A 24248-nucleotide genomic window follows, 5' to 3' on the forward strand; every position below is an offset into this window, starting at 1 on the left:
GCGATTGAAAAGGGATGAAGGGAGATGGCCGGTATGCAGAAATGAATCAGCATACCGGTCATTTTTCTCCAATGAAGAGGAGGTTTCCAATGAAGAGTAAAAAGATAAACTGGAATTATCTTTTGATTGCTCCGGCGCTGCTGATCAGCGTGTCCGTTATCCTGCTCCCGGGAATCATGACCATTGTCTATTCCTTTACGGATTATAACGGTATTTCACAGAATTTTAATTTCATAGGACTGCAGAATTTTAAAGAGCTGTTTCATGACAGGATTTTCTTTATGGCAATCCGCAATAATCTAATCTGGACCATTATGTTCATCACGATACCGGTGTGCATCGGCATGCTGGCGGCTATGCTTCTTCTCTCAAGGTCCAGGACGAGAAGCATCTATCAGGTGGCCTTTTTAATTCCCTACGTTCTGGCTCCCGCGGTAAATGCCATGCTGTGGCTGAACGTTATTTTCAGCCCGGTTGTAGGGGTCGTATCCTTTCTTAAGAACTTTGGGATTGATTTAGGCTCGCCTCTTGCCAGTATGAAAAGCGCGATATTTGCCTGCGCAGGCGTCGATATCTGGCATTACTGGAGTTATTTAACCGTAATCTACTTAGCGGCCTTAAGACAGACGCCGACCGATCAGGTGGAGGCAGCCAGAATCGACGGCTGTAATGGATGGCAGTTATTCCGCTACATTTATCTGCCGAATATTAAGTCCACGGTAAACCTGATGTTTGTAATGATAGTCATTGGTTCCTTCCTTGCATTTGATTACGTCAAGCTGCTGACCGGCGGAGGTCCGGCACATTCGACAGAGGTACTTGGTACATACGCCTACTCCTTTGCATTCAGTGAGATGAAAGTAGGCAAGGCGGCCGCGGTTGGTCTCTTTATGAGTTTCTTTGGGTTGATTGCTTCTCTGATTTATACGCGAATGAGCCGCAAAGAAAACATGGATTAGGAGGAGAATATGGGAGTTTCTTCGAAAAAGAAAAGAATATGGATCAATGTGCTGATTCATGTTGTATTGATTCTGCTTTTGCTTATCTGTCTGCTTCCGATTGCACTGGTGGTCATCAACGCTTTTAAGACAAATGCTGAAATCGTAAGGAATCCATTGTCGATTCCCAAAGTGCTTCATCTGGAGAATTTTATTCAGGCGTGGACGACGGGTAAATTTGCCCATGGGTTTATCAACAGTATCAAGCTGAGCGGCTGTACGATTCTCATTATTCTGGTCTGTTCCACTCTGGCGGGCTATGTGCTGTCGGGGTACCGGATCAAAGGGAGCGGCATCATCCTGACCTACTTTATGATGGCGATGACTGTGCCGATCCAGCTGTTCTTATTCCCGCTGTATTATGCATTTGCAAAGCTTAACCTGATTGGAAATATTCCGGCGACCAGTCTGATTCTGGCAGCCATGTTCATGCCGCTGTCAGTGTTCCTGATGAGAACATTTTTCTTAAATGTGCCGAAGGAACTGGAGGATGCCGCCAGAATTGACGGGGCAAACACCGGACAGGTGATCTGGCATGTCATGCGTCCCGTGGTTTCACCGGGATTGATTACTGTTGGGATTTTGATCGGCCTTCAGTCGTGGAATGAATATCTCGTATCCAGTACTTTTTTACAGGGAGAAAAGAATTTTACCGCGACGTTGGGATTCTTATCCATGAACGGAAGCTACGGCTCCAACATGTCCATTCTTATGGCCTCTTCGGTAATCCTGATTGCGCCGATCGTCGTTTTCTTCCTCTGCGCACAGAGATACTTTGTGGACGGCATGGTGAGCGGAGCAGTGAAAGGCTAGACGTACACATAAAACACGGCGGTACAGAGGCCGGCAATGAAAGAACTGGACTTGTCAGAGCCTGTTATTGACAGAAAATGGAGGGATTTAACGTGAAAAATATCATTCGTTTTAAAAATGACATCTATGCCGGAGTGCTCGGAAAGATCATCGGCGTCTATCTGGGACGGCCGGTAGAGGGGTGGACCTACGAGGCGATCCGGGACACCTTCGGTGAGATCAACTACTATAAAAATCACAGAACCGGGGCGCCTTTGATCGTTCCGGATGACGATATCTCGGGAACCTTCGCGTTTTTCCGCAGCCTGGAGGACAACAAATTCGATCCGGGGATCCGGGCGGAGCAGATCGGGGACAGCTGGCTTAACTATATCATTGAAAATGAGACCATCCTCTGGTGGGGCGGCCTTTCACGGAGCACGGAGCATACCGCATATCTCCGTCTGAAAAATGGCATCAGGGCTCCCAAAAGCGGTTCCATCCAGCTAAACGGGCGGAGCATGGCGGAACAGATCGGTTCGGAGATTTTTATCGATACATGGGCCATGGCAAATCCGGGGAATCCGGAGCGTGCGGCTAAGATGGCGAGGGAAGCAGCCAGCGTCAGCCATGACGGAATCGCAGTCGACGCGGCGGTTTATCTGGCGGTTATGGAGTCAATGGCATTTGTGGAGAAGGATATCGACAGGCTTCTGGACGCGGGGCTCGCTTATATTGAGAATCCGGAATTTATCCGTCTTGTGGGGGCTGTCAGGGAACAGTGTGCGAAGGCTTCCGACTGGCGGGAAGTGAGGCAGTGGATTGCAGAGAACCACGGATATGAGAAGTACCCCGGCAACTGCCCGATGGTCACGAACCATCTGACGCTTCTGACGGCATTCATCATGGGCGGTGACGATTTCCACAAATCGTGTATGATTGCCTGCAGCTCCGGCTGGGATACGGACTGCAATTCCGGCAACGTCGGCTGCCTCAATGGCATCCGTCTGGGGCTCGAAGGCTTTAAGAGGAGCACGGATTTGAGGAAAGCCGTGGCGGACCGTCTGTATGTGGTTACCAGCGACGGCGGTTCCTGCATTTCAGATGCGGTGCAGGAGTCACGGAAAATCTTAAAGGCGGCATGCCGTCTGGAGTTTGAACCGGTTGATTTCCCGGAGGAACGTCTGGCATTTGAATATCCGGGGGCCGTTCAGGGCGTGGTTCCCTATGATAAAAATACGGAAGAACAGGTGCTGTGCGGGATCGACAATCCCTATGAGGAAACGGGTGAGTACGGCTGCCGCCTTTCTTACCGCGGCTTAGGACCCGGAGTCCATGCGACAGCCTGCATCGATACGTTTATTGACCTTCAGCCGAAGGGGAAGGAAGGTACCAGCTATTTTGATGTGCTCTGTTCGCCTTCCCTGTACAGCGGTCAGGAGGTGAAGGCTGTGATTGCGGCAGGGGAAGGGGAAAATCCGGTATTTACCTTTTTTATTGAGTACTTCAATGAGAAAGATGAGCTGGAGACTGTATCCAGCAGCGCCTTCCGCCTTCATGCCGGGGATAATCAGTTAAAATGGCTGATTCCCGACGTGGGAGGCCATGCAGTTTACCGCCTGGGGCTGTCCTTAAGAAGCGGTGCACAGGGCGAACTGCCCGGAAATCCGATGGAAGGGCTGAGCGGAGCGGCAGGCTGTTCCCGTCTGGACGGTTCTGTGACCTTGAAATCACTCGACTGGTCGGGGGCTCCGGAGTGTTACCGCATGAGAAAATCCATGGAAATGACGCCGACTCTGACCCCGTGGACGACAACAACCGCGTGGCTGAAGACATTTGTCTCATCTGCAGATCATTTCTGCCCGGATTATACGACCACATTTTCGATCTCCCACTCAGCGCCCAACGGTGTTGCGACGACGGGAACCATGGACTGGGATAACTATACTGTGAGTTCTGTGATTACGTTTTCACAGCAGGATTCAGCGGGCCTGGTGGCCAGGGCGAAAGGACACAGAAGGTATTACGGGGCAGTGCTGAAGGACAAAAAGGCAGTGATCTATAAGCAGTGTGACGCAGAACGTACCGTGGTGGCAGAAGCTGCATTTGATTTTGAGATTGATGATACCAGGAAGCTTGCCTTTACGCTGGATGGCCCGGAACTTTCTCTGGCGGTGGACGGAAAAACAGTGGTGAGCGGGCTGGATGAGAGCTATCTGTGCGGCGGAGCGGGCTTCGTCGTAGATTCCGGGGCGATCCTGGCAGACGGCTTTGAAGTGAGAAAGATTGAGAGGTAAAAAGTGTGAGTGTATTAAAATTCAGAGAACAGATCTATGCGGGAGTGCTGGGGAAGATTATCGGTGTCTACTTGGGCCGCCCCGTAGAAGGCTGGAGTTACGATAAGATCCGGGAGACCTTTGATGAGGTGAAGTACTACGTTCACGAGAAAGTGGGAGTTCCGCTGATTGTGGCAGATGATGATATCTCAGGGACATTCGCGTTTTTCCGGGCCCTGGAGGACAATGGGTATGACAGAGAGCTGCCTGCAAAGGCATTTGGAGATACGTGGCTCAACTATATTATCGAGAACCGGACCATCCTCTGGTGGGGCGGCCTGGGCCGGTCGACAGAGCATACCGCCTTTTTGAATCTGAAGAACGGCATGAATGCACCGGAGAGCGGAGCCATCAAGACAAATGGAACGACGCTGGCGGAGCAGATCGGAGCACAGATTTTCATTGACGCGATTGCCATGGCGTGTCCCGATGATCCGGATCTGGCGGTCAGCCTGGTAAGAAAGGCAGCCAGTGTCAGCCACGACGGCATTGCGGTTGAAGCCGCCTGCCATTTAGCGGCGCTGGAGGCGATGGCATTTACGGAAAAAGACGTGAACGTGCTTCTGGACCGGGCTGGTGCCTATGTGAAAAATCAGGTTCTAAAGGATATGATCGGTGATGTCCGGGATATCTGCAGCAGAGAATCTGACTGGAGAAAGGTTCGGGATTACTTAGACCCGAAATACGGCTATGAAGTATTTCCGGGCTGCTGTCATATGATTCCCAATCACGCCATGGTGATCGCGGCAATCCTGCTGGGCGGAGATGATTTCCAGAAATCCATTTCCATCGCATCCTCGGCTGCCTGGGATACGGACTGCAATGCGGGCAATGTGGGCGCTTTTAACGGAATCCGGCTGGGGCTTGACGGGATTAACGCCGGTGCGGACTTCCGGACGCCGGTGGCCGATCTGATGTATGTCGTCACCTCGGATGGCGGATCGGTGGTATCGGATGCGGTGTCAGAGAGCAGGAAGGTGCTGAAGGCCGCGGGTGCCCTGCACGGGGAATCAGTTCCTGTGTCGGATAAACGGTACACCTTTGAATACCCCGGCTCTCTTCAGGGCTTTGCACCCTGTGACTATGACCACGGCAGCCAGGCCGCCGTCACGCTGTCCAATTATAATGAAAGATCGGGGGAGAACGGGCTGCTGATCAGCTGCCGCCATGTGGCGGACGGAGTGACGGCAAATGTTTCCACCCAGACCTTTATCGATTTCTCGAAGCTGGCACAGAACTTTTCCACGGTGGCTTCTCCGACCCTGTACTCCTCCCAGAAGGTGGTGACGGAGGCAGCGGTGGTCAGTTCTCCCGGAAGTTCCGGCCGGAATGAGGTGACTCTGCGCCCCTATATTCTCTATTATGATATTGAAAATCAGGTGAGAGCCATGTATGGGGATGCGGTTCTGCTGGATGAAACGAAGAAAACCTTTGAATGGACCGTACCGGATACGAAGGGCATGTCCATCTTTAAACTGGGCTATGAAGCTGCGAGCAGGAAACGCTTCGACGGTGATGTGGTGATCTGCAGCATCGACTGGAAGGGAGCGCCCACGGATTTTGCACAGAGGGGCATGCTGATGACTTCCATATGGAATACCAATCCGCTGTGGCTGGCCGGATTTGCCAGTTCCGCGGTTCAGTTTGCGGCTGATTTCAAACACACCTACTGTGTCTCCAATGTGGAGGAAGACGGGCTGGTAACGATCGGTACCAGGGAATGGGAAGATTATACCGTGTCATCGACGGTCTTTTACAGTCTTCACCAGGCTGGCGGTCTGGTTGTGAGGAGCAGGGGCCATAAACGATACTATGGAGCAGCGCTCATGGATTACAGCCGTGCCGTGGTATACGTTCAGAAGGACAGAGAACGGGTGATACTGGCGGAGGTTCCCTATTCTTATCAGGAGGACACGGGATATACGCTTACCTTTGGGGCCCACCGGGAGAAACTGGAATTCTCGGTAAACGGGGAAACGTTAATCGAGGTGACGGATGGCACCTATCAGGGCGGCGGAGCCGGATTTACAATTTCGAAGGGAACGATGACCTGCGACAGCTTTATTGTTTCATAGAAAACGTTCCGGCGCACGGCGGAGCAGAATATCCGGATTGCAGAACAGGAGGCAGGACATGGATTATATCATAGCATCAACGGTTGTGACTGACGAGATTAGATTTGCAGATAAAAAAACGGTGGTAAAAAAGGCTGGAGGAGCCGGAATCTATGCGCTGTGCGGAATCCGGCTCTGGTGCAGCAGCGTCATGCCTGTGACAGGTGTGGGAAGGGATTACGGGGAACTGTTCGGAGACTGGTATCAGAAGAACCATATTTCCATGGAAGGGCTGATTGAGAAGGATGAGAAAACGCCTTATAACATAATCCAGTATTTTGAGGATGGGGAGCGGAGTGAGACGGCCCTGTACGGAGCGGATCATTACCGGAAGATCGAGGTGACGCCAAACGAGCTGGAACCGTATTTTCAATCGGCAAAGGGGATCTATATTTTCAAGAATACCTCCCCGGATTTCTGGGAGCAGGTCCTTCCCATGATGGAGAAACGGAAAGCCGCCGCCTTGTGGGAGATCGCCAGCGATTCCACCTGTCCGGAATGCCTGGACGAGGTGAGGCGGACAGCCGGAAGTGTGGATATCTTTTCGATCAATTTAACAGAGGCCAGGAATTTATTCGGTACAGAGCGTTTGGACGAGATAATCGGAACATTCAGGGAATGGCTGGACAGTTCGAGTCACTCTGTACGGCAGAATCATTTGCAGATGGTTTTTCTGCGCAGAGGCTCTAAGGGAGCGGTGATGATCACGCAGGAAGAGACCGTGTACGTACCTACGGCAGACGGCGCGTATGTGGTGGACCCTACAGGCGGCGGCAACAGCTCGTCGGGTGCGGTTCTTTACGGCTGGTGCAGCGGCCATACTCCGGAGGAGTGCGGTCTGATGGGAAGCATTTCGGCCGCCATGTGTCTGGAGCAGTATGGCGTTCCTGAGGTAATCGGGGCGGAGAAGCGGGAGGCCGCGCAGAGACTTTTAGAGGCAATGAAAGGACGGAAGTTTAATGAAGAGTGAGGAAATCAGAAAGAAACCATCCATCAGACGGATTCACGAGCAGTATGAGTACTATAAAAATGTACCGGAACGGGGGCTCATGATCAAAGGACGCCCGGCGCTTACCCAGATTGACCACGAAAAGGTGGGGGATTTTGTCCTGATTACGGTGAGGGATCCCCTGTGTGCCTATGATGAGGACCCGGCGAAGAAGATTGCGGACAGACTGGACCATGCAGAGCTGATTGGCAATTCCGGGATGTTTACCTCTTATACCGGAACGTATAAAGGAGCGAAGATCACCGTGGTCAGCGGCGGCAGCGGATCGCCGGAAATGGAACTGATATTATACGATTTTATGGAATATACGGACGCGGGAACGTTTCTGCGGGTCGGCGGTTCCGGCGGAATCGGTGATGAGGTGAAGCCCGGAGACGTGGTGATCGCCAGCGGTGTGGTCAGGGAAGAGGCCATGACGAAAGCGTACATACCGGCAGGATATCCGGCGGTCAGCCACTATGAGGTGGTAGGCGCCATGGTGGAAGCCGCCGAAGCGCTGGGAGCGCCGTACCATGTGGGCGTGACCTTGTCTGTGGACAGCGATTTTGTGGGCGGAGGCAGGCCTGGCGTCGGCGGATACTTACAGCCATGGAATATTGAAACAGCCGGAATCTACAACCGGGCTGGTGTGCTGAACGGCGACCGGGAGTCAGCGGCGATCGTGACTCTGTCCGCGCTGTTTGGACGCAGGGGCGGTTCCATCTGTTCCGTTGCGGATAATCTTTGCACCGGAGAGAAGTTTGAAGCGGGCGGCGGCCATGAGTTTGCGATTGATATCGCACTGGAGGGCTGTGCGGTCTTAAACCGGTTAGATCAGGAAAAGAACGAGAAAAAGGCAGAGGAGAAACAGTGATATGAGTGAAAGACTGACGAAAGAGTATGACAATCCCATGTGCAGACAGGCGATGAGCCTTCCGGAGCTGATTCGGAGCCAGTATGAGGACCTGGAACCAAAGACCAGGAAAGTCCTGTCTTTTCAGGAGATATTTAATATTCAGCGTGTGGTGCTGACGGGATGCGGGGATTCCTATGCGGCGTGTATGGCCACAAAGCATGTGTTTGAGATGCTGACGGGGATTCAGGCTGAGGTGGTGACAGCCATCGATTTTGGCCGGTATTACAGTGAACGCCACATGGGCGTGGACTGTCAGAATCCCCTGGTGATTGTGGTCAGCAATTCGGGCCGCGTGGCCAGAATTTCGGAGGCGGTTCAGCGGGCGAAATTCCATGACTGTTTCGTCCTTGGAATCACAGGAAATTTGACTTCCCCACTGGCCCAGAACTCGGATAAGGTGCTGAAGCTGGATATTCCGCCCTTTGAGAGCGCGCCGGGAACGAGAAGCTATATGGTCAGCGTGATGGCGCTCCTTCTGCTGGCTGTCCGTATCGGTGAGGTGCGGGGCATGTACACCATGGATCAGGCCATGGACTACCGCTATGATATGAAAAATCAGGGGGATTTGCTGGAAGCGCTTCTGCCGCAGATGGCAGAAACGTGTGCCAAGATGGCGGAAGAATGGAAGGATTTCCCCTGCTTCGATTTTGTGGGAGCGGGCTTTGACTACGCGGCGGCATGGTTTGGCCAGGCGAAGATGCTGGAGGCCACAGGAAAATTTTCCATGCATATCAACTCGGAGGAATGGTTCCATTTGAACTGTTTCGCCAAGGACCCGGAACACATCGGCACCGTGGTGGTGTCCAATACCACGAATCCGGGGCTAAGCAGGACAAAGGACGTCATTCGTTATGGAAAGAAGCTGGGGCGGCCGATGTTAGTCATCACCGATGGAGCTGGAACGGAAGGCGTATCCTGTGTAACCGTGCCGTCTCCCAAATATCCGGTCAATATGCCGGTGACCCAGTTCGTTCCGATGTCTCTTCTCGCCGGTTACCTCTCCGCCATGTTGGGAGAGGAGTATGGGCGCGGATGTGAAGGACCATGGAGCTTCTGCGAAAATGGCTTCTGTGTCCAGAATAATGAGATCGTTTTGAAATAGCGGAGGATGGAAAAATGCTGAAAAACTTTAAAATAAAGACGAAGTATAATGAGGTTTACGATATTACGGAACACGTAAAGAAGGCGGTGGAGGAAAGCGGAGTAAAAGAGGGCACCTGCCTCGTTTACAACCCTCATTCCACAGCGGGGCTGGCGGTATTTTCTCCATGGGATCCGGACGGGTTCCTGGATCTGGACGAGGAGATCCGCAGGCTGGTGCCGACCCGGATTGATTTTAAACACCAGCACGATACTCCGCAGGATGCGGCGGGCCACGTAAAATCGGCGCTTCTCGGCATTTCCGGGAATTTTATCGTGCATGAGGGAAAGCTGTTGGTGGGTGGTTCCCAGGGGATCTATTTCCTGGAATTTGACGGACCAAGAAACCGGGAATTTTATGTGAAGATTCAGGCGGATGCATAGAAACACATCCGGTTCCTGAAAAATTTTCAGGAGCATTCAGATTAAGAAAAGAGGAGAATAAAATGGATAAGAAGAAAATAATCCTGGACTGTGATCCGGGTATGGATGATTCCATAGCCATTATTATGGCTTGTAAATCAAACGCTTTGGAGGTAAAGGCGATTACAGCGGTAAATGGAAACTACCGCGTCGATGTAACCAGCAAAAATGCATTGAAGGTGCTGGAACTGATCGGTAGAACGGATATTCCGGTTGGAAAGGGAATGCCGGAGCCCATGGTGAGAAAGTGCCCGAAGGACCCGTTTACCCATGGAAAGGATGGCCAGGCAGAAAATTATCTTCCCGATCCGGTGACTGCGCTGAGTGATAAGAATGCTGTGGAATTGATTATAGATACGGTAAAGGCAAATCCGGGAGAGATTTACATACTCTGCACCGGCCCGATGAGCAATGTGGCCATGGCTATGAAAAAGGCGCCTGAGATCAAGGAGATGATCGCCGGAATCTATGCCATATCAGGAGCGTTCGGACTGAACCGTTACGCATATACCAATGCTACAGGCGATACGCCGCAGAGCGAATGGAATGTGTATGTGGACCCGGAGGCGGCCGATATTGTATACAATTCCGGCGTGAAGCTGGTGGCTCTGGGCCTCGACGTGGCGACTCATTTCGATGTGAATTTGACAGATGAAGATATCCGTATGCTGGAGGCGAGCGATAAGCCGGAGGCAAAGTTCTTTTTACAGGCAGTTCATTTTGTAAATGAAAAAGGCTTTGAGGCGTACTGTGCGGTAATTGACTGTATGGCGGTGGGATACGCTATCGATGCTACCCTGGTAAAGACCATTTCCGGGCACGTGGGTATTGAGACGAAGAGTGATTTGACGCTGGGGATGACGGTGCTGGACCGGAGACACCATTTCGTATGGGAATCGCTGCCGGTTGTGGAAATCGGAGAGAGCGCCGATTATGAGAGATTCTTAAAGCTTCTCATGAAGCTTGTGCTGGCTTAAACGGGAGGTTTATACATGTTTGAAAAAGAAAAAATTTATATAGCCGGCCCCGAGTGCTTCTATCAGGGCGGACCGGATATTTTAAATGCAATGAGACGGAGGGCGGAGAGCCTGGGCTTTGGCGTTACGCTTCCCAACGAGCATCCGCTGGACATGGGGAATCCGGAGCTTCAGAAGCGGGCGGACAGTATTTTTGCGGATTTGAAAATGATAATGAAGGAAACTACGGTCATTATCGCCGACTTAGAGGCGTACCGCGGTTCTGAAGCGGACAGCGGAACCATCTACGAGATCGGAATGGCATATGCGGATGGATTAAAATGCTACGGCTATACGAGAGATAAGCGCCCCCTGGCATGGAAAGATCAGAAGTACGTGATGAAGGATGGCATTGTCTATGATGAAAATGGTAAAAAAGCACCTTACAGGGAACTGCCATTTTCACCAACCGTGGTAGGTTCGACGAAGATCGTAGAAGGTGATTTCGACGACTGCCTCGCCATGCTGATGACAGATTTGGAGGAGGAGTGGAAGGCAGAGGGAAGATCGGGCGCCATGGCCGCAGCGCAGGTTCCGGAGGCGTCCGGGGAGGCCAATAAGGCGCAGGGCCGGACTAATGAGACACATGATCCGGTCAACGCTCCGGTGAAGCCGAGAGTTTACTTATCCGATGTGATCCGGTATGAAGAGGACGCCAGGGAGGTCTACGGACGCCTGAAGGAGCTCTGCGCTTCTTACGGTCTGGAGGCTGTCACTCCCTGTGACTGGGCGGACGGATTCCCGAAGACAGAAAGCGCCAATCCCTATGTGAGGGCGGCTGCGCTGACGGAGAATTACTGCCGGCTGGTGAGAAGCTGTGATGCCGTCATCGCTGATCTGAATGATTACCGCGGCTATGAGTGCTCCAATGATGTGGGATTTGAATGCGGTATGGGATTTGAGATGGGGAAAAAGCTGTTTGGCTATATGAGAGATGCAAGGCCGTGCATCGAGAAGATTCCTCATCTGGGTGAAGCGGCAGAGTTCCGGGATATGACGGGATGCAATGTGGAGAATTTCAATTATCCGGCCAATTTGATGTTTGGAAGTTCCATGAAGATTTATGAGGGGGATTTTGAACAGATTATCGAGCGGGCGGCGAAGGAATTGAAGGAGTGAGAAAGGAAGTTTCAGAACATGGCTCGGATTTTAAATTATGGTTCGCTGAATATTGATCATGTGTACTCGGTTCCGCACATTGTCAGGCCGGGAGAAACCATTTCCGCTGTGGGATTTAAGGATTTCCCGGGCGGGAAAGGCTTAAACCAGTCAGTGGCGATGGCGAGAGCCGGAGCCATGGTCTTTCACGCCGGCAGGATTGGAAATGACGGCGGATTCCTGAAAGAGATCCTGGTGGCCAACGGCGTGGACTGTACCTGGCTGAAAAACAGCGAAGGGCCGAACGGCAGCGCCATCATACAGAAGGATAAGGACGGCCAGAATGCAATCATCTGTTATGCGGGAAGCAATGGAGAGATCAGTCCGGCGGAGATCGACGAGGTTCTGTCCCATTTCCGGGAAGGAGATATTCTTGTATCCCAGAATGAGATCAGCAATGTTCCATATCTGATTGAAATGGCGGGAAAACGGGGGATGCGGATCGCCTTTAATCCGTCCCCGATCGATGATACGGTGCTGCATATGGACTTGTCTCCGGTTTCCTGGCTCGTGATTAATGAGACGGAGGGATATGGCCTGACCGGAGAAGAGGAGCCGGAGAAGATAGTTAAAAATCTGATTACCCGGTATCCCGCTATGGCTGTTGTTCTGACGCTGGGAGAAGACGGCTCCATGTACTGCCAGGGGGACACGATCCTGCGGCAGGAAGCCTGTCACTTCGGAGTGAAGGATACGACTGCGGCCGGCGATACGTTTCTGGGGTACTTCCTGGGGACATATGAACTGGAAGGCGATGTGAAGGAAGCGCTCGATATGGCCGCCCGGGCGGCGGGGATCGCGGTGTCGAGAGAAGGGGCGGTGCCGTCGATTCCGAGGGGGGAGGAAGTCAGATAGTGATAACGGCAGGAGGACCCACCCTTCTCCTGCCAGTTACGGCGTTTCCAGGCGGTGGTATTTGTACGGAACAGTGTGTGGAAAGCAGGATGAAAATTATTTAAAAAAGTTATTGAAATATGAAAGCATATTCGGTATAATATAAATGTATTAAAGATAATACATTAAAACAAATAAGCGGAGGTAAAGACGAGATACAAAATCAGTTTTATTTTTTAGTATTAAATGTATTTATGTTAATACATTAATAACTATAGCTTAAAGGAGAGGAAAACTTTGGCAAAGAAAATGGTAATCATATCTGTGGATGCATTGGTAGGCGAAGATTTAGAACTTGCCTCCACACTTCCGGGGTTTAAAAAAATTATGGAAGGCGGAGCGAGAGTGGAGCAGGTCATGAGTGTCTATCCGACATTGACATATCCTATTCATGTAGTTCAGATGACAGGAAGAAATCTGATGAATCATGGAATTTACAACAATGAGCGCGTCATGCCGGGACGTCTTTCGCCAGACTGGTTCTGGCAGATCTGGGACTGCAGGGTTCCGACCATATTCGACGCGGCACACCGGAAGGGGCTTAAAACTCACGCCGTGATGTGGCCGGTGACGGCACAGGCGGACATCGACTGGCTTCTGCCGGAAGTATGGGATTTACAAAAATGGGAGGATCCTGCAATTATATATAAGAAAAACTGTTCCCCGCAGCTGTTTGACAAATATTTCGAAAAACACCGGTTTAAACTGGGCTGGCATCCGAAACCGGAGCTGGACGAATTCGGAGTATCTGTCGCAGAAGACGTGATCCGGAATGAAAAGCCTGATTTAACCATGATTCATGTGTCAGCAGTTGACATTGCGCGCCATGGAAACGGTATGTTTGGACCGGCGATTGACGATGCCATCCGGAAAGTGGACAGCTGGCTATGCAGACTGGAGCAGGCGGTTTCAGACAGCGGCTGGTTTGACGAAACCAATTTTATCATTGTCAGCGACCACGGGCACTTAAAGGTAGATAAGCAGGTGAATTTGAATGTACTTTTTAAAGAAGAGGGACTGATTCAGACGGACGATCACGGTGAGCTTGCAAGTTATCAGGCATACTGCCATTCTTCAGGGCTTTCTGCCCAGATTTTGCTGGCAGATGCGGCCGATACAGAGGTCCGGAAAAAAGTGGAAGCCATCTTGGAATATGCAAAAGACACAGAAGCATTTGGGATTCAGGCGATTTATACGAGGCGCGAAGCCGAGGAAAAATTCCAGCTGTCAGGTCCCTTTGAGTATGTGGTCGAGGGCGCAGGCGGCGTTGCATTTGCAGCAAAATGGGATGGAAGGGCCATTATCAACGAGGAAGATTCCGATTACGATTATGTGAAGACCTCTCATGGGCACCGGCCTCACTTAGGCCCGCAGCCGGTCTTGATGGCGAAGGGTCCGGATTTTAAGGAGAACATCGTAATCAGGGAGTGCAGCATTCTGGATGAGGTGCCGACATTTGCAGCAGTTCTGGGCGTAGAGATGGAAGGACTGGAAGGCAGATGCTTACATGAATTGTTAGCACACTATTGATACGGCATACTAACCTGGCCAAAAGAAGGGGGACTTTAAGTGGCTGAGATTATACTAAAGGATATTTGTAAGAGCTTTGGGGAGACTGCGGTGGTGAAGCACGTGGATCTGACGATCGAGGATGGAGCGTTTTCGGTAATCGTCGGGCCTTCCGGCTGTGGGAAATCTACGATTCTCCGGATGATTGCCGGGCTGGAGCAGCCGACTTCAGGAGAAATATGGATTTCGGGGAAATGTGTCAACTATGTTCCGCCGGGAAAACGGGATATCGCCATGGTTTTCCAGAATTATGCGATCTACCCGACGATGAGCGTGAGAGATAATATTGAATTTGGACTTAAGAACCGAAGGGTTCCGAAAGAAGAACGTGACAGTCTGATCGGGGATGTCAGCGAAATCGTGGGGCTGACAGAATACCTGGGCAGAAAGCCGAGCGAGCTTTCGGGCGGTCAGCGTCAGAGGGTTGCCCTGGCGAGGGCCATGGTGAAGAAGCCCAGTGTGTTCCTTATGGACGAACCATTATCCAATTTGGATGCAAAACTGCGTAATCAGATGAGAAGCGAGCTGATTCAGCTTCATGACAGACTGGGTACGACATTCATCTACGTGACTCATGACCAGGTAGAGGCGATGAGTATGGGCAATAAAATTGTTATTATGAATCAGGGAGAGATCATGCAGGTGGGAAAGCCAATGACGGTATACCACTGTCCTGAAAATATATTCTCTGCCCAGTTTATCGGAACACCGCCCATGAATATACTGGCGGCAGAGGGGCTTCATGATGCGGTGTGCTGTCCGCCGGGCTGCCGGTATGTGGGGTTTCGGCCGGAACGGATCAGCCTTGACAGGGAATGCGGCGAGGCGCTGGTCCTGTCGGCTGTCGTGCAGACGAGAGAACTTCTGGGAGCGGAGGCGGTCTATACCTTCGAGTCAGAGGCGGGTAAGATTCAGATGAAGAATTATTCAGAGTATTTGCCCGAGCCGGGAGAAAAGGTGAATCTGATCATAGAACGAAAACATCTCTTTTTCTTTGATGGCAGCGGAAAAGCGTTTGGTATGGACTGCGGGAAAAGAGAGGTGTAGAGAATATGAGAGATAAGCGGAAAGCTTCCCACGCATTTTGCAGGAGGAAAGCAAAGCAGACACTTCTGAAACAGACCTCATTCCGTGATGGGATCCGGCCGTATATGATGGTTCTGCCGTCGATTGCAGTTTTTCTGTTCTGTTATATTTATCCCATTTTCTACATGATTTACTTAAGTCTTTTTAAATGGGATTTTATAAGTCCAACCAAGGATTTCGTCGGCCTGAAGAACTTTATCACCCTGTTTTCCAAGGCGGAATTTCATCAGGTGCTGTCCAATACACTGATTTATACATTCTGTTCCGTTGGAATAGCGATCGTACTTGCCCTTGTGCTGGCGGTCTGGTTAAACCATCCGGGAAAAATGTTTGCTTTTGTACAGGGAGCAATTTTCAGTCCCCACATTATATCTCTGGTATCCGTGTCCTTTATCTGGATGTGGATGATGGAACCGTCCTATGGGCTCTTAAACTGGCTGCTTGGGCTGTTTGGCGTCAAGCCCTCCATGTGGCTGCAGCGGCCGGACACGGCATTGATGTCGCTGGTGCTGGTATCTGTCTGGAAGCTGATTGGATACGATACTCTGATCCTGATATCGGCGCTGCAGAGTATTCCAAAGTCGATTTACGAAGCAGCACTGCTCGATAAGGCGCCCGGAATCGTCACCTTTTTTAAGATCATTCTCCCGATGATTTCGCCGAATCTGTTCTTTTTGGTGGTCATGAATACCCTGACCTCATTTCAGGCGTTTGAGACCGTGTCCATCATGACAGAGGGAGGACCAATGAATTCCACCAATACACTGGTTTACTATATCTACCAGAATGGCTTCCGTTTTTATAAAATGGGATATGCCTCTGCGGCGGGAGTCGTGCTGCTGGTACTGGTCGGAATTATGACGATTATTTATTTTAATTTACTGGGAAGAAAAGTACATTACCAATAGGGGGTGAAACGATTGCAACTGACATACCGATTGAAAAAAATAGTATTGACGGTGATACAGTATATCGGGTTTGCCATACTGCTGGTGCTGTTTATTATTCCATTTGTCTGGATGGTATCCACGTCAGTCAAGTCCATCGGGGAAACTCTGACAAATCCACCGATTTTTATTCCGTCTGATTTTCATTTTGAGAACTATATAAAGGCATGGAAATCGGGGCCGTTTCTCCATTTCTTTTTAAACAGTGCCATTATTACATTTTCCAGCATGATTCTGCAGCTGCTTTTTGTTGTTCCGGCTGCTTATGCATTTGCCCGGTGTAAATTCCGGGGAAAGACAATCCTGTTTGGAATTACGATGATGACGCTTATGATACCGGGACAGTTGATCTTTATGCCGCTGTTTTTGATCTTTTCCAGGATGGGGCTGATTAATTCCTATGCCAGCATGATTCTTCCGTTTTCTACTAGTGCGTTTGGCATATTTATGCTGCGGCAGAGTTTTATGCAGATTCCGGAAGAACTTTTAGAGGCGGCCAGGCTGGATCAGGCCAGCGAGTGGCAGATCATCCGGCACATTATGGTTCCGATGGCGAGACCAACCATCGTCACGCTGATGCTTTTAACATTTATCAGCCGCTGGAACGATTATTTCTGGCCGCTTGTTATGACAACCAATGATAAGGTCCGCACGCTTTCTATCGGTGTTTCCATGCTGAAAAACACGGAAGGCGGCGCTTCCTGGAACGTATTAATGGCAGGAAATGTGATTTTGGTTCTGCCGATTTTAATAGTCTTTGTTTGTGCCCAGCGCCAGATCATACGGGCGTTTACATATACAGGAGAAAAGTAAACAGAAAGAAAAGGAGAGGTGTAAGATGAAGAAAACATTAGCTATGATGTCAGTTTTGCTGGTTGCCGGCACCCTTTTAAGCGGCTGCGGAAAGAAGGCTGTTGAAGAGACGGCTGCGGTGCCTGATAATACCCAGGGAACCACACAGGCGGAGAACGTGACAGCGGCAGCCGATAACGGAGGAGAAAAGGTAAAAATCGAGTTCTGGTATGCCTGGGGAGATAAGATCGGAGAGACAAACGAGGAGCTGGCCAGACGGTTTAACGAGTCCCAGGATAAGATTGAGGTGGTGGCCTCCTATCAGGGCAGCTATGACGATGTGCAGTCCAAGACACAGGCCGCTTTTGCAGCAGGGGAGGCACCAGCCATTACGATGAACGAAACGGCTTCGGTAGGTACGTTCGCCCGGTCGGGAATATCAAGGGATTTAACGGATCTTGTCGCCCGGGACGGGTATGATCTGAACAACTTTAATACAGGTCTGATGACGAATTCCTATGTGGACGGAAAGCTTTACGCGCTTCCGTATATGCGCAGTACGCCTCTGATGTTCGTAAATACGGATATGCTGGAAGCCGCAGGACTCGATCCAAAGGGACCGGAAAACTGGGATGAGCTTACCCATTACGCGGAAGTGATGGCGGAGCAGGGGAAAGATGCCCTGTGCTTCCCGATCGTAAATGAATGGTATTTTGAGGCATTTTTAGGACAGGCAGGCGGAACCATTTTTAACAAAGAAGAAAATGGCTTTGACTTTAATAATGAAGCCGGTGAATCTGTATTAAATTATTGGAGAGATCTGCAGAAGACAGGAGGAGTTAACATTCTCTTTGGAAGCGATTCCAGCAATATGTCGAAAGCGGAATTTGCATCTCAGAACTGTGCCATGCTTTTTGCTTCAGTAGCGGATATCAATTACTTTCTGGATGTGGCAAAGGACAACGGATTTAACTGCGCGACTGCATTTTTGCCGGGAAATAAAACGTTTGCAATTCCAACCGGAGGCGCCAATTTAATTATTACCTCCAATAAGAGCGAGGAGGAAACCAATGCAGCATGGGAATTCATGAAATGGGTGCTGGAGGATGAGCAGACGATTTATGCGTCGCAGAATACAGGATACGTTCCGGTGACAAACAGTGCTGTGGAGAGTGATGCCATGAAGGCCTTCTACGCGGAAAAGCCGCAGTTTAAGGTAGCGGTGGATCAGCTGCAGTACATTCTGGCCAGACCGATTTCAAAACAGGGACCGGAAGTGCATAAGGCCATCAAAGACATGGTCACGGAGTTCCTTATGGACGAGAATGTCTCTGCCAAGGAGGTTCTCGATAAGACGGAAAAGCAGTGTATGGAAATTTTAAATGAGTGATAATCAGATATGGCTGCCGCAAAGGTGCGGCAGCCCGCAGAAGCAGGAGGAACCATGGGGGTAAAATTAATTGTGTGCGATGTGGATGGCACTTTGATTGATCATTCGGAAACCGTAATCCCGGAGCTGATTCAGATTGTGGATCAGTGCAGAAAAGAACACATTTATTTTTCTCTCGCTTCCGGAAGAACGAAGGAATTAATCGAGGATATCCGGTTGAAGCTGCATGTCACGGAACCGTATATCGCAGCAAACGGAGCGTGTGTGTTTGTGGATGACACCTGCGTCCTGATGAAAGGCTTCTGTGCAGATCCAATCAGGGACATCATAAGTGACGCAAACCGGGTGGGGCTTACGGTAACCTGTTCCGACGCTTACCAGGAGCGCGCTCTGAGTGTTACTGATTACGTTGCGGAGCACCGGAAATTAGGAAACCGGTTTAAGCAGCTGCTGGATTTTCATGCAGTGGACTGGAAAGAACAAAAATTTGTTAAAATCATGTTTATGGATGAACACAGAACAGGAAAAATAGAAAGGATCAGGAAGGCTTTAAAGCCATATTCCTCTCAATACTGGATAACGACGTACTCCGATGTAGCGGTTGAGCTGGGGCCGGTACAGTGTAATAAAGCGACGGGAGTCCGGGAACTGGCGGGACTTATGGGGATTGGTATGGAAGAGGTGATGGCCTGCGGGGACTTTACAAATGATCTGGAAATGATCCGGGAAGCGGGAATCGGAGTTGCGGTGGCAAATGCCAATGAAATTCTGAAGAGTTCGGCGGACTATGTCGCCGCTTCCGCCTGCGCCTGTGGGGTGATTGAGGCGGTGAAAAAGTTCTGTCTGTCAGGCAATGGAGTTCCATAATCTGGGAAATTATGATATACTGAATGTGTATAAAAACTGTTTTCTGCCGGATGTGCGATGCACAGACGGCGGGAATAATTGATCGAGTGCCGCCCGGCCCGGGAGTACTTGGCGAAGTGTTTCACTAAAATGATCAGAAGAGGAATGAAATAAATGGGGAACAGCAATGGTATCATGAATGAATCACCTATTCCACTCTACTACCAGATCTATGTCGATCTGAAAAACAAGCTGTTGATTAACAAGCTTGTAGATGAAAACGGAAAACTTCCGGCGGAAAAGGAACTGGCAGAATCATATAAAGTGAGCCGGGTTACCATGCGGCAGGCCATTGCGGAGCTGGAAAAGGACGGTCTGATTGTCCGCTACAGAGGCCGCGGATCTTTCCTGAAATCGCAGCCGAATCCGATTCTTCATAAGCTGGGACTGCCGGGGCAGGCGGGCAGAGTACAGATTGACAAGAGCCCTGAGATTGTGGAACTGAGCCATTTTGACACGACGTATGAGTATATTGGCCGTGCATTAAACTATGAGGGAGATATTTTCTTCATTAAGCGGATTTTCCGCGTCGATGGCAACCCGGTTGCCATTAACCGAATCTGGATTCCTGCGGTCTTCACCCCGGAACTGGATAAAAAAGGCTTATGTGTGGAAGGCTCTCTTTCGAAGACATTGAAGGAAGTATATCATTTGAAGATAGACCGCAGAGAAAATGTTATCGAGGCTGTAAGACCTTCGGTATCTGACATAGAACTGCTGAAGATCACGTATGACACACTGATTCTCCAGATCACGAGCAAATCCTTTTTAAAAGACAATTTACCGTACGAGTATTCCGTCACCTCCTGGATTGGAGATGCCATCAGGCTGGAGGTGGATGTGGAAGACATAGAACACGGTATTACATTTTTGAAATAAAGAACCCGGCAGATGTGTATTCTGCCGGGATTTTCTGTTGCAGAGGGAGTATTATTAAATCAGGAGGTTTTTAGAATGAATAAATTTCCGGTACAATTGGTGGTAAGTGATATTGACGACACTTTGATTCACAAAGAAGATCACTTAAATGAAAAGATAATTCAGACAATCGAGGAACTGAAAAGACGGGGGATCCAGTTTACGCTGGCGACAGGAAGAATGCCTTACCGCGCAGAGTCCTATGCAGGAGATGCAAAGCTTACGGTACCGTTTATTGCAAATAACGGAAGTATTTTGTATGACAGGGGGAGGATGATCTGGTGTAAGATGCTGTATGCAAAAATAATCCAGGAGATTACACAGCGATATATGGAAAGGAATCCCCAGTTTACGGTTATATTTAGTTTTACAGACCGGGAATGTCCTCTGGTAAGAACGGAGTGGATCAGGAAGCGCCTTGGTAAATATAAAGGATATGATCAAACTCTGGGAAACACGCCGGATGTCTGGAATCAGACCGTGCATAAAATTTATGTCCTGGACGATGCGAGATCAGGTATCATTGGAGCTTTTGCAGATGAACTGGAATATTATCGGAACGAGATCAGTTTTTTTCAGTATGGAGAGTTTTCGATCGAGATAGTGGCAGGCGGCTGTTCCAAGGCATCAGGCCTTACGAGACTCTTAGAATATCTTTCCATACCGGCTGACTGTGTCATGGCGGTAGGAGATCATACGAATGATATTGAATTGATCAAAAAGGCCGGTATTGGTGTGGCGGTGGCAAATGCTGATTCGCAGCTGAAAGCGGCGGCGGATTACGTCACTGCCGGAGAACGGGATTTGGGGGTAAAGGAGGCGATTGAAAAGTTTGTGCTTAGTGAGTGAGGGGGAGGCAAAGAAGAATATTAAGATTACTCACTGGGAAAGCACCGGCATACCTTTGACAGATTTTTATGATTAAATAGTTTGAAAGTAAAAAAAACATTTATTACTTGTGTTTTTCCTGAGGCCATGTTATACTATAATCATTCCATAGAAATTCTTATTCTGTGATAATCATGTAATCTGGCAAGTCTGCCAATTTTATTCCATGATACGAAAGAAACTAAATTATGAGGGAGTGATAAAAGTGGCAGAGCAGGATTATTATATGAAAATACTGCTGGAGGACAGAGACAGGTTTGCTGATTTTATCAATGTCAATGTTTTTCACGGAAAACAGGTGCTGGCAGCAGATAAATTAAGCCTGCTTAAGAATGAAGCGGGAATTGTGGTCGTTGATGAGGACGGGGTGAAACGAACGATTCAGAGACGTCGAGATGTCGTCATGAAAGCAGAGTTTGGGGCATACTTCTGTGTTGTGGCAAGTGAGAATCAGGGGAAGGTCCATTATGGCATGGCCGTTCGGGAAATGATGTATGATGCACTCGATTATACAGAGCAGATACGAAAAATCGAAGAAAAGCACAGAGCAGAAGGGGATAAGCTGGAAGGTGCTGATTTTCTGTCACATGTTACGAAGGCTGACAGACTCATACCTGTTGTGACCCTGACCCTTTACTATGGGAACGAAGCCTGGGATGGGCCGAAAAGCCTGTATGAAATGATGGGAATCGATGAGGGATGGGAAGAGACAGCACTGGTGAAAAAATGTCTTCCTGATTATAAGATTAACCTGATCGATATCAGGGAAGGAGAGAAACTTGATCAGTATAAGACCAGTTTACAACACGTTTTTGGGCTGGTAAAATATAATAAAAGCAAACAAAAACTCTATGAATATACAAGAGTTCACAGGGAAGAGATCAATCGTATGGACCGTGAGTCCAAGGCGGCGGCCCTTGCATTGATTGGAGAACAGAAGAGGCTGCAGAAAATTCTGGAGTCTAAGAGAGAGGAGGAGATGGATATGTGCCAGGCGATCGATGAGCTGATTGCGGATGGGGAAGTACGGGGAGAAGTACGGGGCATATTAATGGGAATGGAAAAAACAAAAATTAATTTTATCAGGAAGCAATACAAGAAGCAATTATCAAGCAGCCAGATAGCAAATATTCTGGATTTGGATGAGCGGTATGTGGAAAAAGTAATAAAACTTTTTAAACAGTATCCGGCTGGCTCCGATGATGAGATTGCCGGGTATCTATAAATATTAAGAAGTAAAAAGTATGATGTATGAATACATACCTTAGAGAATATATACAAAATCAGAAGTGAAATGCCTCTCTTCCGGCAAAACCAGTAATCAAAGGTTTTTTGCGGAAAGGAGGTATTTTTGTTATATTCCGCCTGGCCGCAGGCGATGCCCTAAATCTGGTTAAATATAAGATAAATTGTTAAAGAAAATCGACAAAATGCTGGACAACAAAAGGAGGAAAGGTGTATAATGAGGGAAAGTTGCTAAAGCGCTTTAGCATAAGAAAAAAGGAGGTATTTCTATGAAAAGGAAACGGTTATATTCAGCAGTACTTGCAGCTGTCATGGCAGGGGTGATGATAGCGGGCTGTTCTTCCGGAACAGGGAAGGAAACTGCAGATGCCCATGCACCGGAAGGAGCACAGACAGAGAATGCGGGGGAACAGAGGGACGCGCCGGCACAGGAGAAAGAATTGATTATGTGGCACAACCGGGGCGGCTCCAACGGAAAGTTTATCGAAGAGCAGCTGATTCCGGAGTTTAACGACACCGCCGGTAAATTGGCTGGAGTGAAGGTGGTGCCGGTCTATCAGGATGAAGACATTGTAAGTAAGCTAAAAGCGCTGATCCTGGCAAACGATGTAGCGAATATGCCTGACCTTGTCACTATTTATGCCGGCGATGTGGAGTACATGAGCACAGTAAAGAATGTCGTTCCTCTGGATTCGTTTCTCGAGACGGATGCAGATTTTAAGAAGGAGGACATGGTACAGTCCCTGTGGGATACGTATAATTTCAGAGGAAAACAGTACAGTATCCCATTTACAGGCGACGCCATGATCTTCTATTATAATAAGACTGCATTTGAGAAGGCGGGGCTCGATCCGGAAAAACCGCCGAAGACCATTGCGGAGATGGCTGACTGCGCGGAAAAACTGCTGATTAAAGATGGTGATACGGTGAAACAGTACGGAATCACCCTTGGCCTTCAGAATGTATATTTAAACAACTGGATCGGCGGCCAGGGCGATTACCATTTCATCGGCAACAATGAGGGCGGCAGGACAGGGCGCATGACGAAGGTGACCTTTGATGAGGATGGAACCATGCTGACGCTCCTGAATGAGTGGCAGAAGGTTCTCGATACGGGGGCTGTGCAGAGTGTTGATGTGGACGATCAGCCCAAGGACGAGTTCTGTTCAGGCTTAAGCGCCATGTTCTGCGGTGGAAACTGGGCTATGACTTCAATCATTGAAGCGGCCAATGAGAATGGATTTGAGCTGGGCATTTCGGAACTTCCCAGGGTTTTGGATACGGATAAAGGCGGAGTATGTCCGGGGGGAACCTCCCTTTATATTCTGGACAGAGGTGATTCAGATGTAGTGAATACCGGATGGGAATTTATGAAATACTGGTCCTCGGCAGAGACGCAGACAAAACTGTGTATCGCAACCGGCTATATACCGACCAATGGAAAAACTATGGAAACGGAAGAGATGAAAGCGTTTTTGAAAGACAATCCCAGCTACCGTGTGGCATTTGACTCCCTTATGAAATCCAACCCAAAGGTGCAGGAGCATCTGGCGCCGACTCAGCAGGAGTTCCAGCTGATTTTCAGAGATACTTCTTTGAGATGGGCCAAAGGAGAGATCACGGCACAGGAATGCGTGGACAGCATGGCGGAGCAGTGCAACAGAGCGCTGGATGAATACAATGAGGCGAATCCGGTCGAAGAGTAAGATCCTTCGCGAGAGTATATACGGGG

21 protein-coding genes are annotated in these 24248 nt (G+C 49.5%); all 21 read left to right on the plus strand.

The features are described 5' to 3' along the window. Positions 1–89: 89 nt before the first annotated feature. Entirely contained in the window at positions 90–959 is an 870-nt protein-coding gene (locus NE473_RS04365; protein WP_022031070.1) for a carbohydrate ABC transporter permease, read from the plus strand. Between the two features lie 9 nt (positions 960–968). Then, positions 969–1811 (plus strand): carbohydrate ABC transporter permease, encoded by an 843-nt coding sequence (locus NE473_RS04370; RefSeq protein ID WP_022031069.1) that lies wholly within the window; start codon positions 969–971, stop codon positions 1809–1811. A 92-nt stretch (positions 1812–1903) separates the two neighbouring features. Then, positions 1904–4087, plus strand: a complete 2184-nt coding sequence (locus NE473_RS04375; RefSeq protein WP_242866071.1) for an ADP-ribosylglycohydrolase family protein — start codon at positions 1904–1906, stop codon at positions 4085–4087. Positions 4088–4092: 5 nt separating this feature from the next. Continuing rightward, entirely contained in the window at positions 4093–6201 is a 2109-nt protein-coding gene (locus NE473_RS04380) for an ADP-ribosylglycohydrolase family protein (protein WP_055649288.1), read from the plus strand. A gap of 58 nt (positions 6202–6259) precedes the next feature. Next, entirely contained in the window at positions 6260–7210 is a 951-nt protein-coding gene (locus tag NE473_RS04385; protein ID WP_055649289.1) for a carbohydrate kinase family protein, read from the plus strand. Continuing rightward, on the plus strand, positions 7200–8102 hold the full coding sequence (locus NE473_RS04390) for a nucleoside phosphorylase (protein ID WP_055649290.1): 903 nt from the start codon (positions 7200–7202) through the stop codon (positions 8100–8102). Before NE473_RS04385 ends, NE473_RS04390 begins: the two co-directional genes overlap by 11 nt. A 1-nt stretch (position 8103) precedes the next feature. Continuing rightward, positions 8104–9246 (plus strand): SIS domain-containing protein, encoded by a 1143-nt coding sequence (locus NE473_RS04395; protein ID WP_055649291.1) that lies wholly within the window; start codon positions 8104–8106, stop codon positions 9244–9246. A 14-nt stretch (positions 9247–9260) separates the two neighbouring features. Continuing rightward, a complete protein-coding gene (locus tag NE473_RS04400) occupies positions 9261–9668 on the plus strand; it encodes a secondary thiamine-phosphate synthase enzyme YjbQ (RefSeq protein ID WP_006772596.1) in 408 nt (135 codons plus the stop codon). A 62-nt stretch (positions 9669–9730) separates the two neighbouring features. Next, positions 9731–10684: a nucleoside hydrolase gene (locus tag NE473_RS04405; protein ID WP_006772595.1), complete on the plus strand. Its 954-nt coding sequence runs from the start codon at positions 9731–9733 to the stop codon at positions 10682–10684. A 15-nt stretch (positions 10685–10699) separates the two neighbouring features. Further along, positions 10700–11842, plus strand: a complete 1143-nt coding sequence (locus tag NE473_RS04410) for a nucleoside 2-deoxyribosyltransferase (RefSeq protein WP_055649292.1) — start codon at positions 10700–10702, stop codon at positions 11840–11842. Between the two features lie 18 nt (positions 11843–11860). After that, positions 11861–12736 carry a ribokinase gene (locus tag NE473_RS04415; protein WP_055649293.1) on the plus strand — a complete coding sequence of 292 codons (876 nt, stop codon included), beginning with the start codon at positions 11861–11863 and terminating at the stop codon, positions 12734–12736. 276 nt (positions 12737–13012) lie between these two features. Further along, positions 13013–14305: an alkaline phosphatase family protein gene (locus NE473_RS04420; protein WP_022031060.1), complete on the plus strand. Its 1293-nt coding sequence runs from the start codon at positions 13013–13015 to the stop codon at positions 14303–14305. Between the two features lie 39 nt (positions 14306–14344). Beyond that, complete coding sequence (locus tag NE473_RS04425; protein ID WP_055649294.1) at positions 14345–15391, plus strand: ABC transporter ATP-binding protein; 1047 nt, start codon at positions 14345–14347, stop codon at positions 15389–15391. A 5-nt stretch (positions 15392–15396) separates the two neighbouring features. After that, a complete protein-coding gene (locus NE473_RS04430; protein ID WP_006772590.1) occupies positions 15397–16338 on the plus strand; it encodes a carbohydrate ABC transporter permease in 942 nt (313 codons plus the stop codon). A gap of 3 nt (positions 16339–16341) precedes the next feature. Then, a complete protein-coding gene (locus tag NE473_RS04435; protein WP_006772589.1) occupies positions 16342–17190 on the plus strand; it encodes a carbohydrate ABC transporter permease in 849 nt (282 codons plus the stop codon). Positions 17191–17215: 25 nt separating this feature from the next. Beyond that, positions 17216–18559, plus strand: a complete 1344-nt coding sequence (locus NE473_RS04440; protein ID WP_118042902.1) for an ABC transporter substrate-binding protein — start codon at positions 17216–17218, stop codon at positions 18557–18559. 54 nt (positions 18560–18613) lie between these two features. Next, complete coding sequence (locus tag NE473_RS04445; RefSeq protein WP_050797767.1) at positions 18614–19426, plus strand: HAD family hydrolase; 813 nt, start codon at positions 18614–18616, stop codon at positions 19424–19426. Between the two features lie 153 nt (positions 19427–19579). After that, positions 19580–20344 carry a GntR family transcriptional regulator gene (locus NE473_RS04450; protein ID WP_022031057.1) on the plus strand — a complete coding sequence of 255 codons (765 nt, stop codon included), beginning with the start codon at positions 19580–19582 and terminating at the stop codon, positions 20342–20344. A gap of 75 nt (positions 20345–20419) precedes the next feature. Next, complete coding sequence (locus tag NE473_RS04455) at positions 20420–21232, plus strand: HAD family hydrolase (RefSeq protein WP_039891252.1); 813 nt, start codon at positions 20420–20422, stop codon at positions 21230–21232. A gap of 265 nt (positions 21233–21497) precedes the next feature. Continuing rightward, entirely contained in the window at positions 21498–22496 is a 999-nt protein-coding gene (locus NE473_RS04460; RefSeq protein ID WP_242866072.1) for a hypothetical protein, read from the plus strand. Positions 22497–22785: 289 nt separating this feature from the next. Continuing rightward, positions 22786–24222 (plus strand): ABC transporter substrate-binding protein, encoded by a 1437-nt coding sequence (locus tag NE473_RS04465; RefSeq protein ID WP_118041290.1) that lies wholly within the window; start codon positions 22786–22788, stop codon positions 24220–24222. Positions 24223–24248 lie beyond the last annotated feature (26 nt).

It is taken from the genome of Hungatella sp. SL.1.14 (assembly GCF_024460495.1).
Lineage (GTDB): Bacteria > Bacillota > Clostridia > Lachnospirales > Lachnospiraceae > Hungatella > Hungatella hathewayi.

Coding starts and splice junctions, on each gene's coding strand:
- NE473_RS04365 (WP_022031070.1), top strand. CDS start 90: ATGAAGAGTAAAAAGATAAACTGGAATTATCTTTTGATTGCTCCGGCG.
- NE473_RS04370 (WP_022031069.1), top strand. CDS start 969: ATGGGAGTTTCTTCGAAAAAGAAAAGAATATGGATCAATGTGCTGATT.
- NE473_RS04385 (WP_055649289.1), top strand. CDS start 6,260: ATGGATTATATCATAGCATCAACGGTTGTGACTGACGAGATTAGATTT.
- NE473_RS04390 (WP_055649290.1), top strand. CDS start 7,200: ATGAAGAGTGAGGAAATCAGAAAGAAACCATCCATCAGACGGATTCAC.
- NE473_RS04395 (WP_055649291.1), top strand. CDS start 8,104: ATGAGTGAAAGACTGACGAAAGAGTATGACAATCCCATGTGCAGACAG.
- NE473_RS04400 (WP_006772596.1), top strand. CDS start 9,261: ATGCTGAAAAACTTTAAAATAAAGACGAAGTATAATGAGGTTTACGAT.
- NE473_RS04405 (WP_006772595.1), top strand. CDS start 9,731: ATGGATAAGAAGAAAATAATCCTGGACTGTGATCCGGGTATGGATGAT.
- NE473_RS04410 (WP_055649292.1), top strand. CDS start 10,700: ATGTTTGAAAAAGAAAAAATTTATATAGCCGGCCCCGAGTGCTTCTAT.
- NE473_RS04415 (WP_055649293.1), top strand. CDS start 11,861: ATGGCTCGGATTTTAAATTATGGTTCGCTGAATATTGATCATGTGTAC.
- NE473_RS04430 (WP_006772590.1), top strand. CDS start 15,397: ATGAGAGATAAGCGGAAAGCTTCCCACGCATTTTGCAGGAGGAAAGCA.
- NE473_RS04440 (WP_118042902.1), top strand. CDS start 17,216: ATGAAGAAAACATTAGCTATGATGTCAGTTTTGCTGGTTGCCGGCACC.
- NE473_RS04445 (WP_050797767.1), top strand. CDS start 18,614: ATGGGGGTAAAATTAATTGTGTGCGATGTGGATGGCACTTTGATTGAT.
- NE473_RS04450 (WP_022031057.1), top strand. CDS start 19,580: ATGGGGAACAGCAATGGTATCATGAATGAATCACCTATTCCACTCTAC.
- NE473_RS04455 (WP_039891252.1), top strand. CDS start 20,420: ATGAATAAATTTCCGGTACAATTGGTGGTAAGTGATATTGACGACACT.
- NE473_RS04460 (WP_242866072.1), top strand. CDS start 21,498: ATGAAAATACTGCTGGAGGACAGAGACAGGTTTGCTGATTTTATCAAT.
- NE473_RS04465 (WP_118041290.1), top strand. CDS start 22,786: ATGAAAAGGAAACGGTTATATTCAGCAGTACTTGCAGCTGTCATGGCA.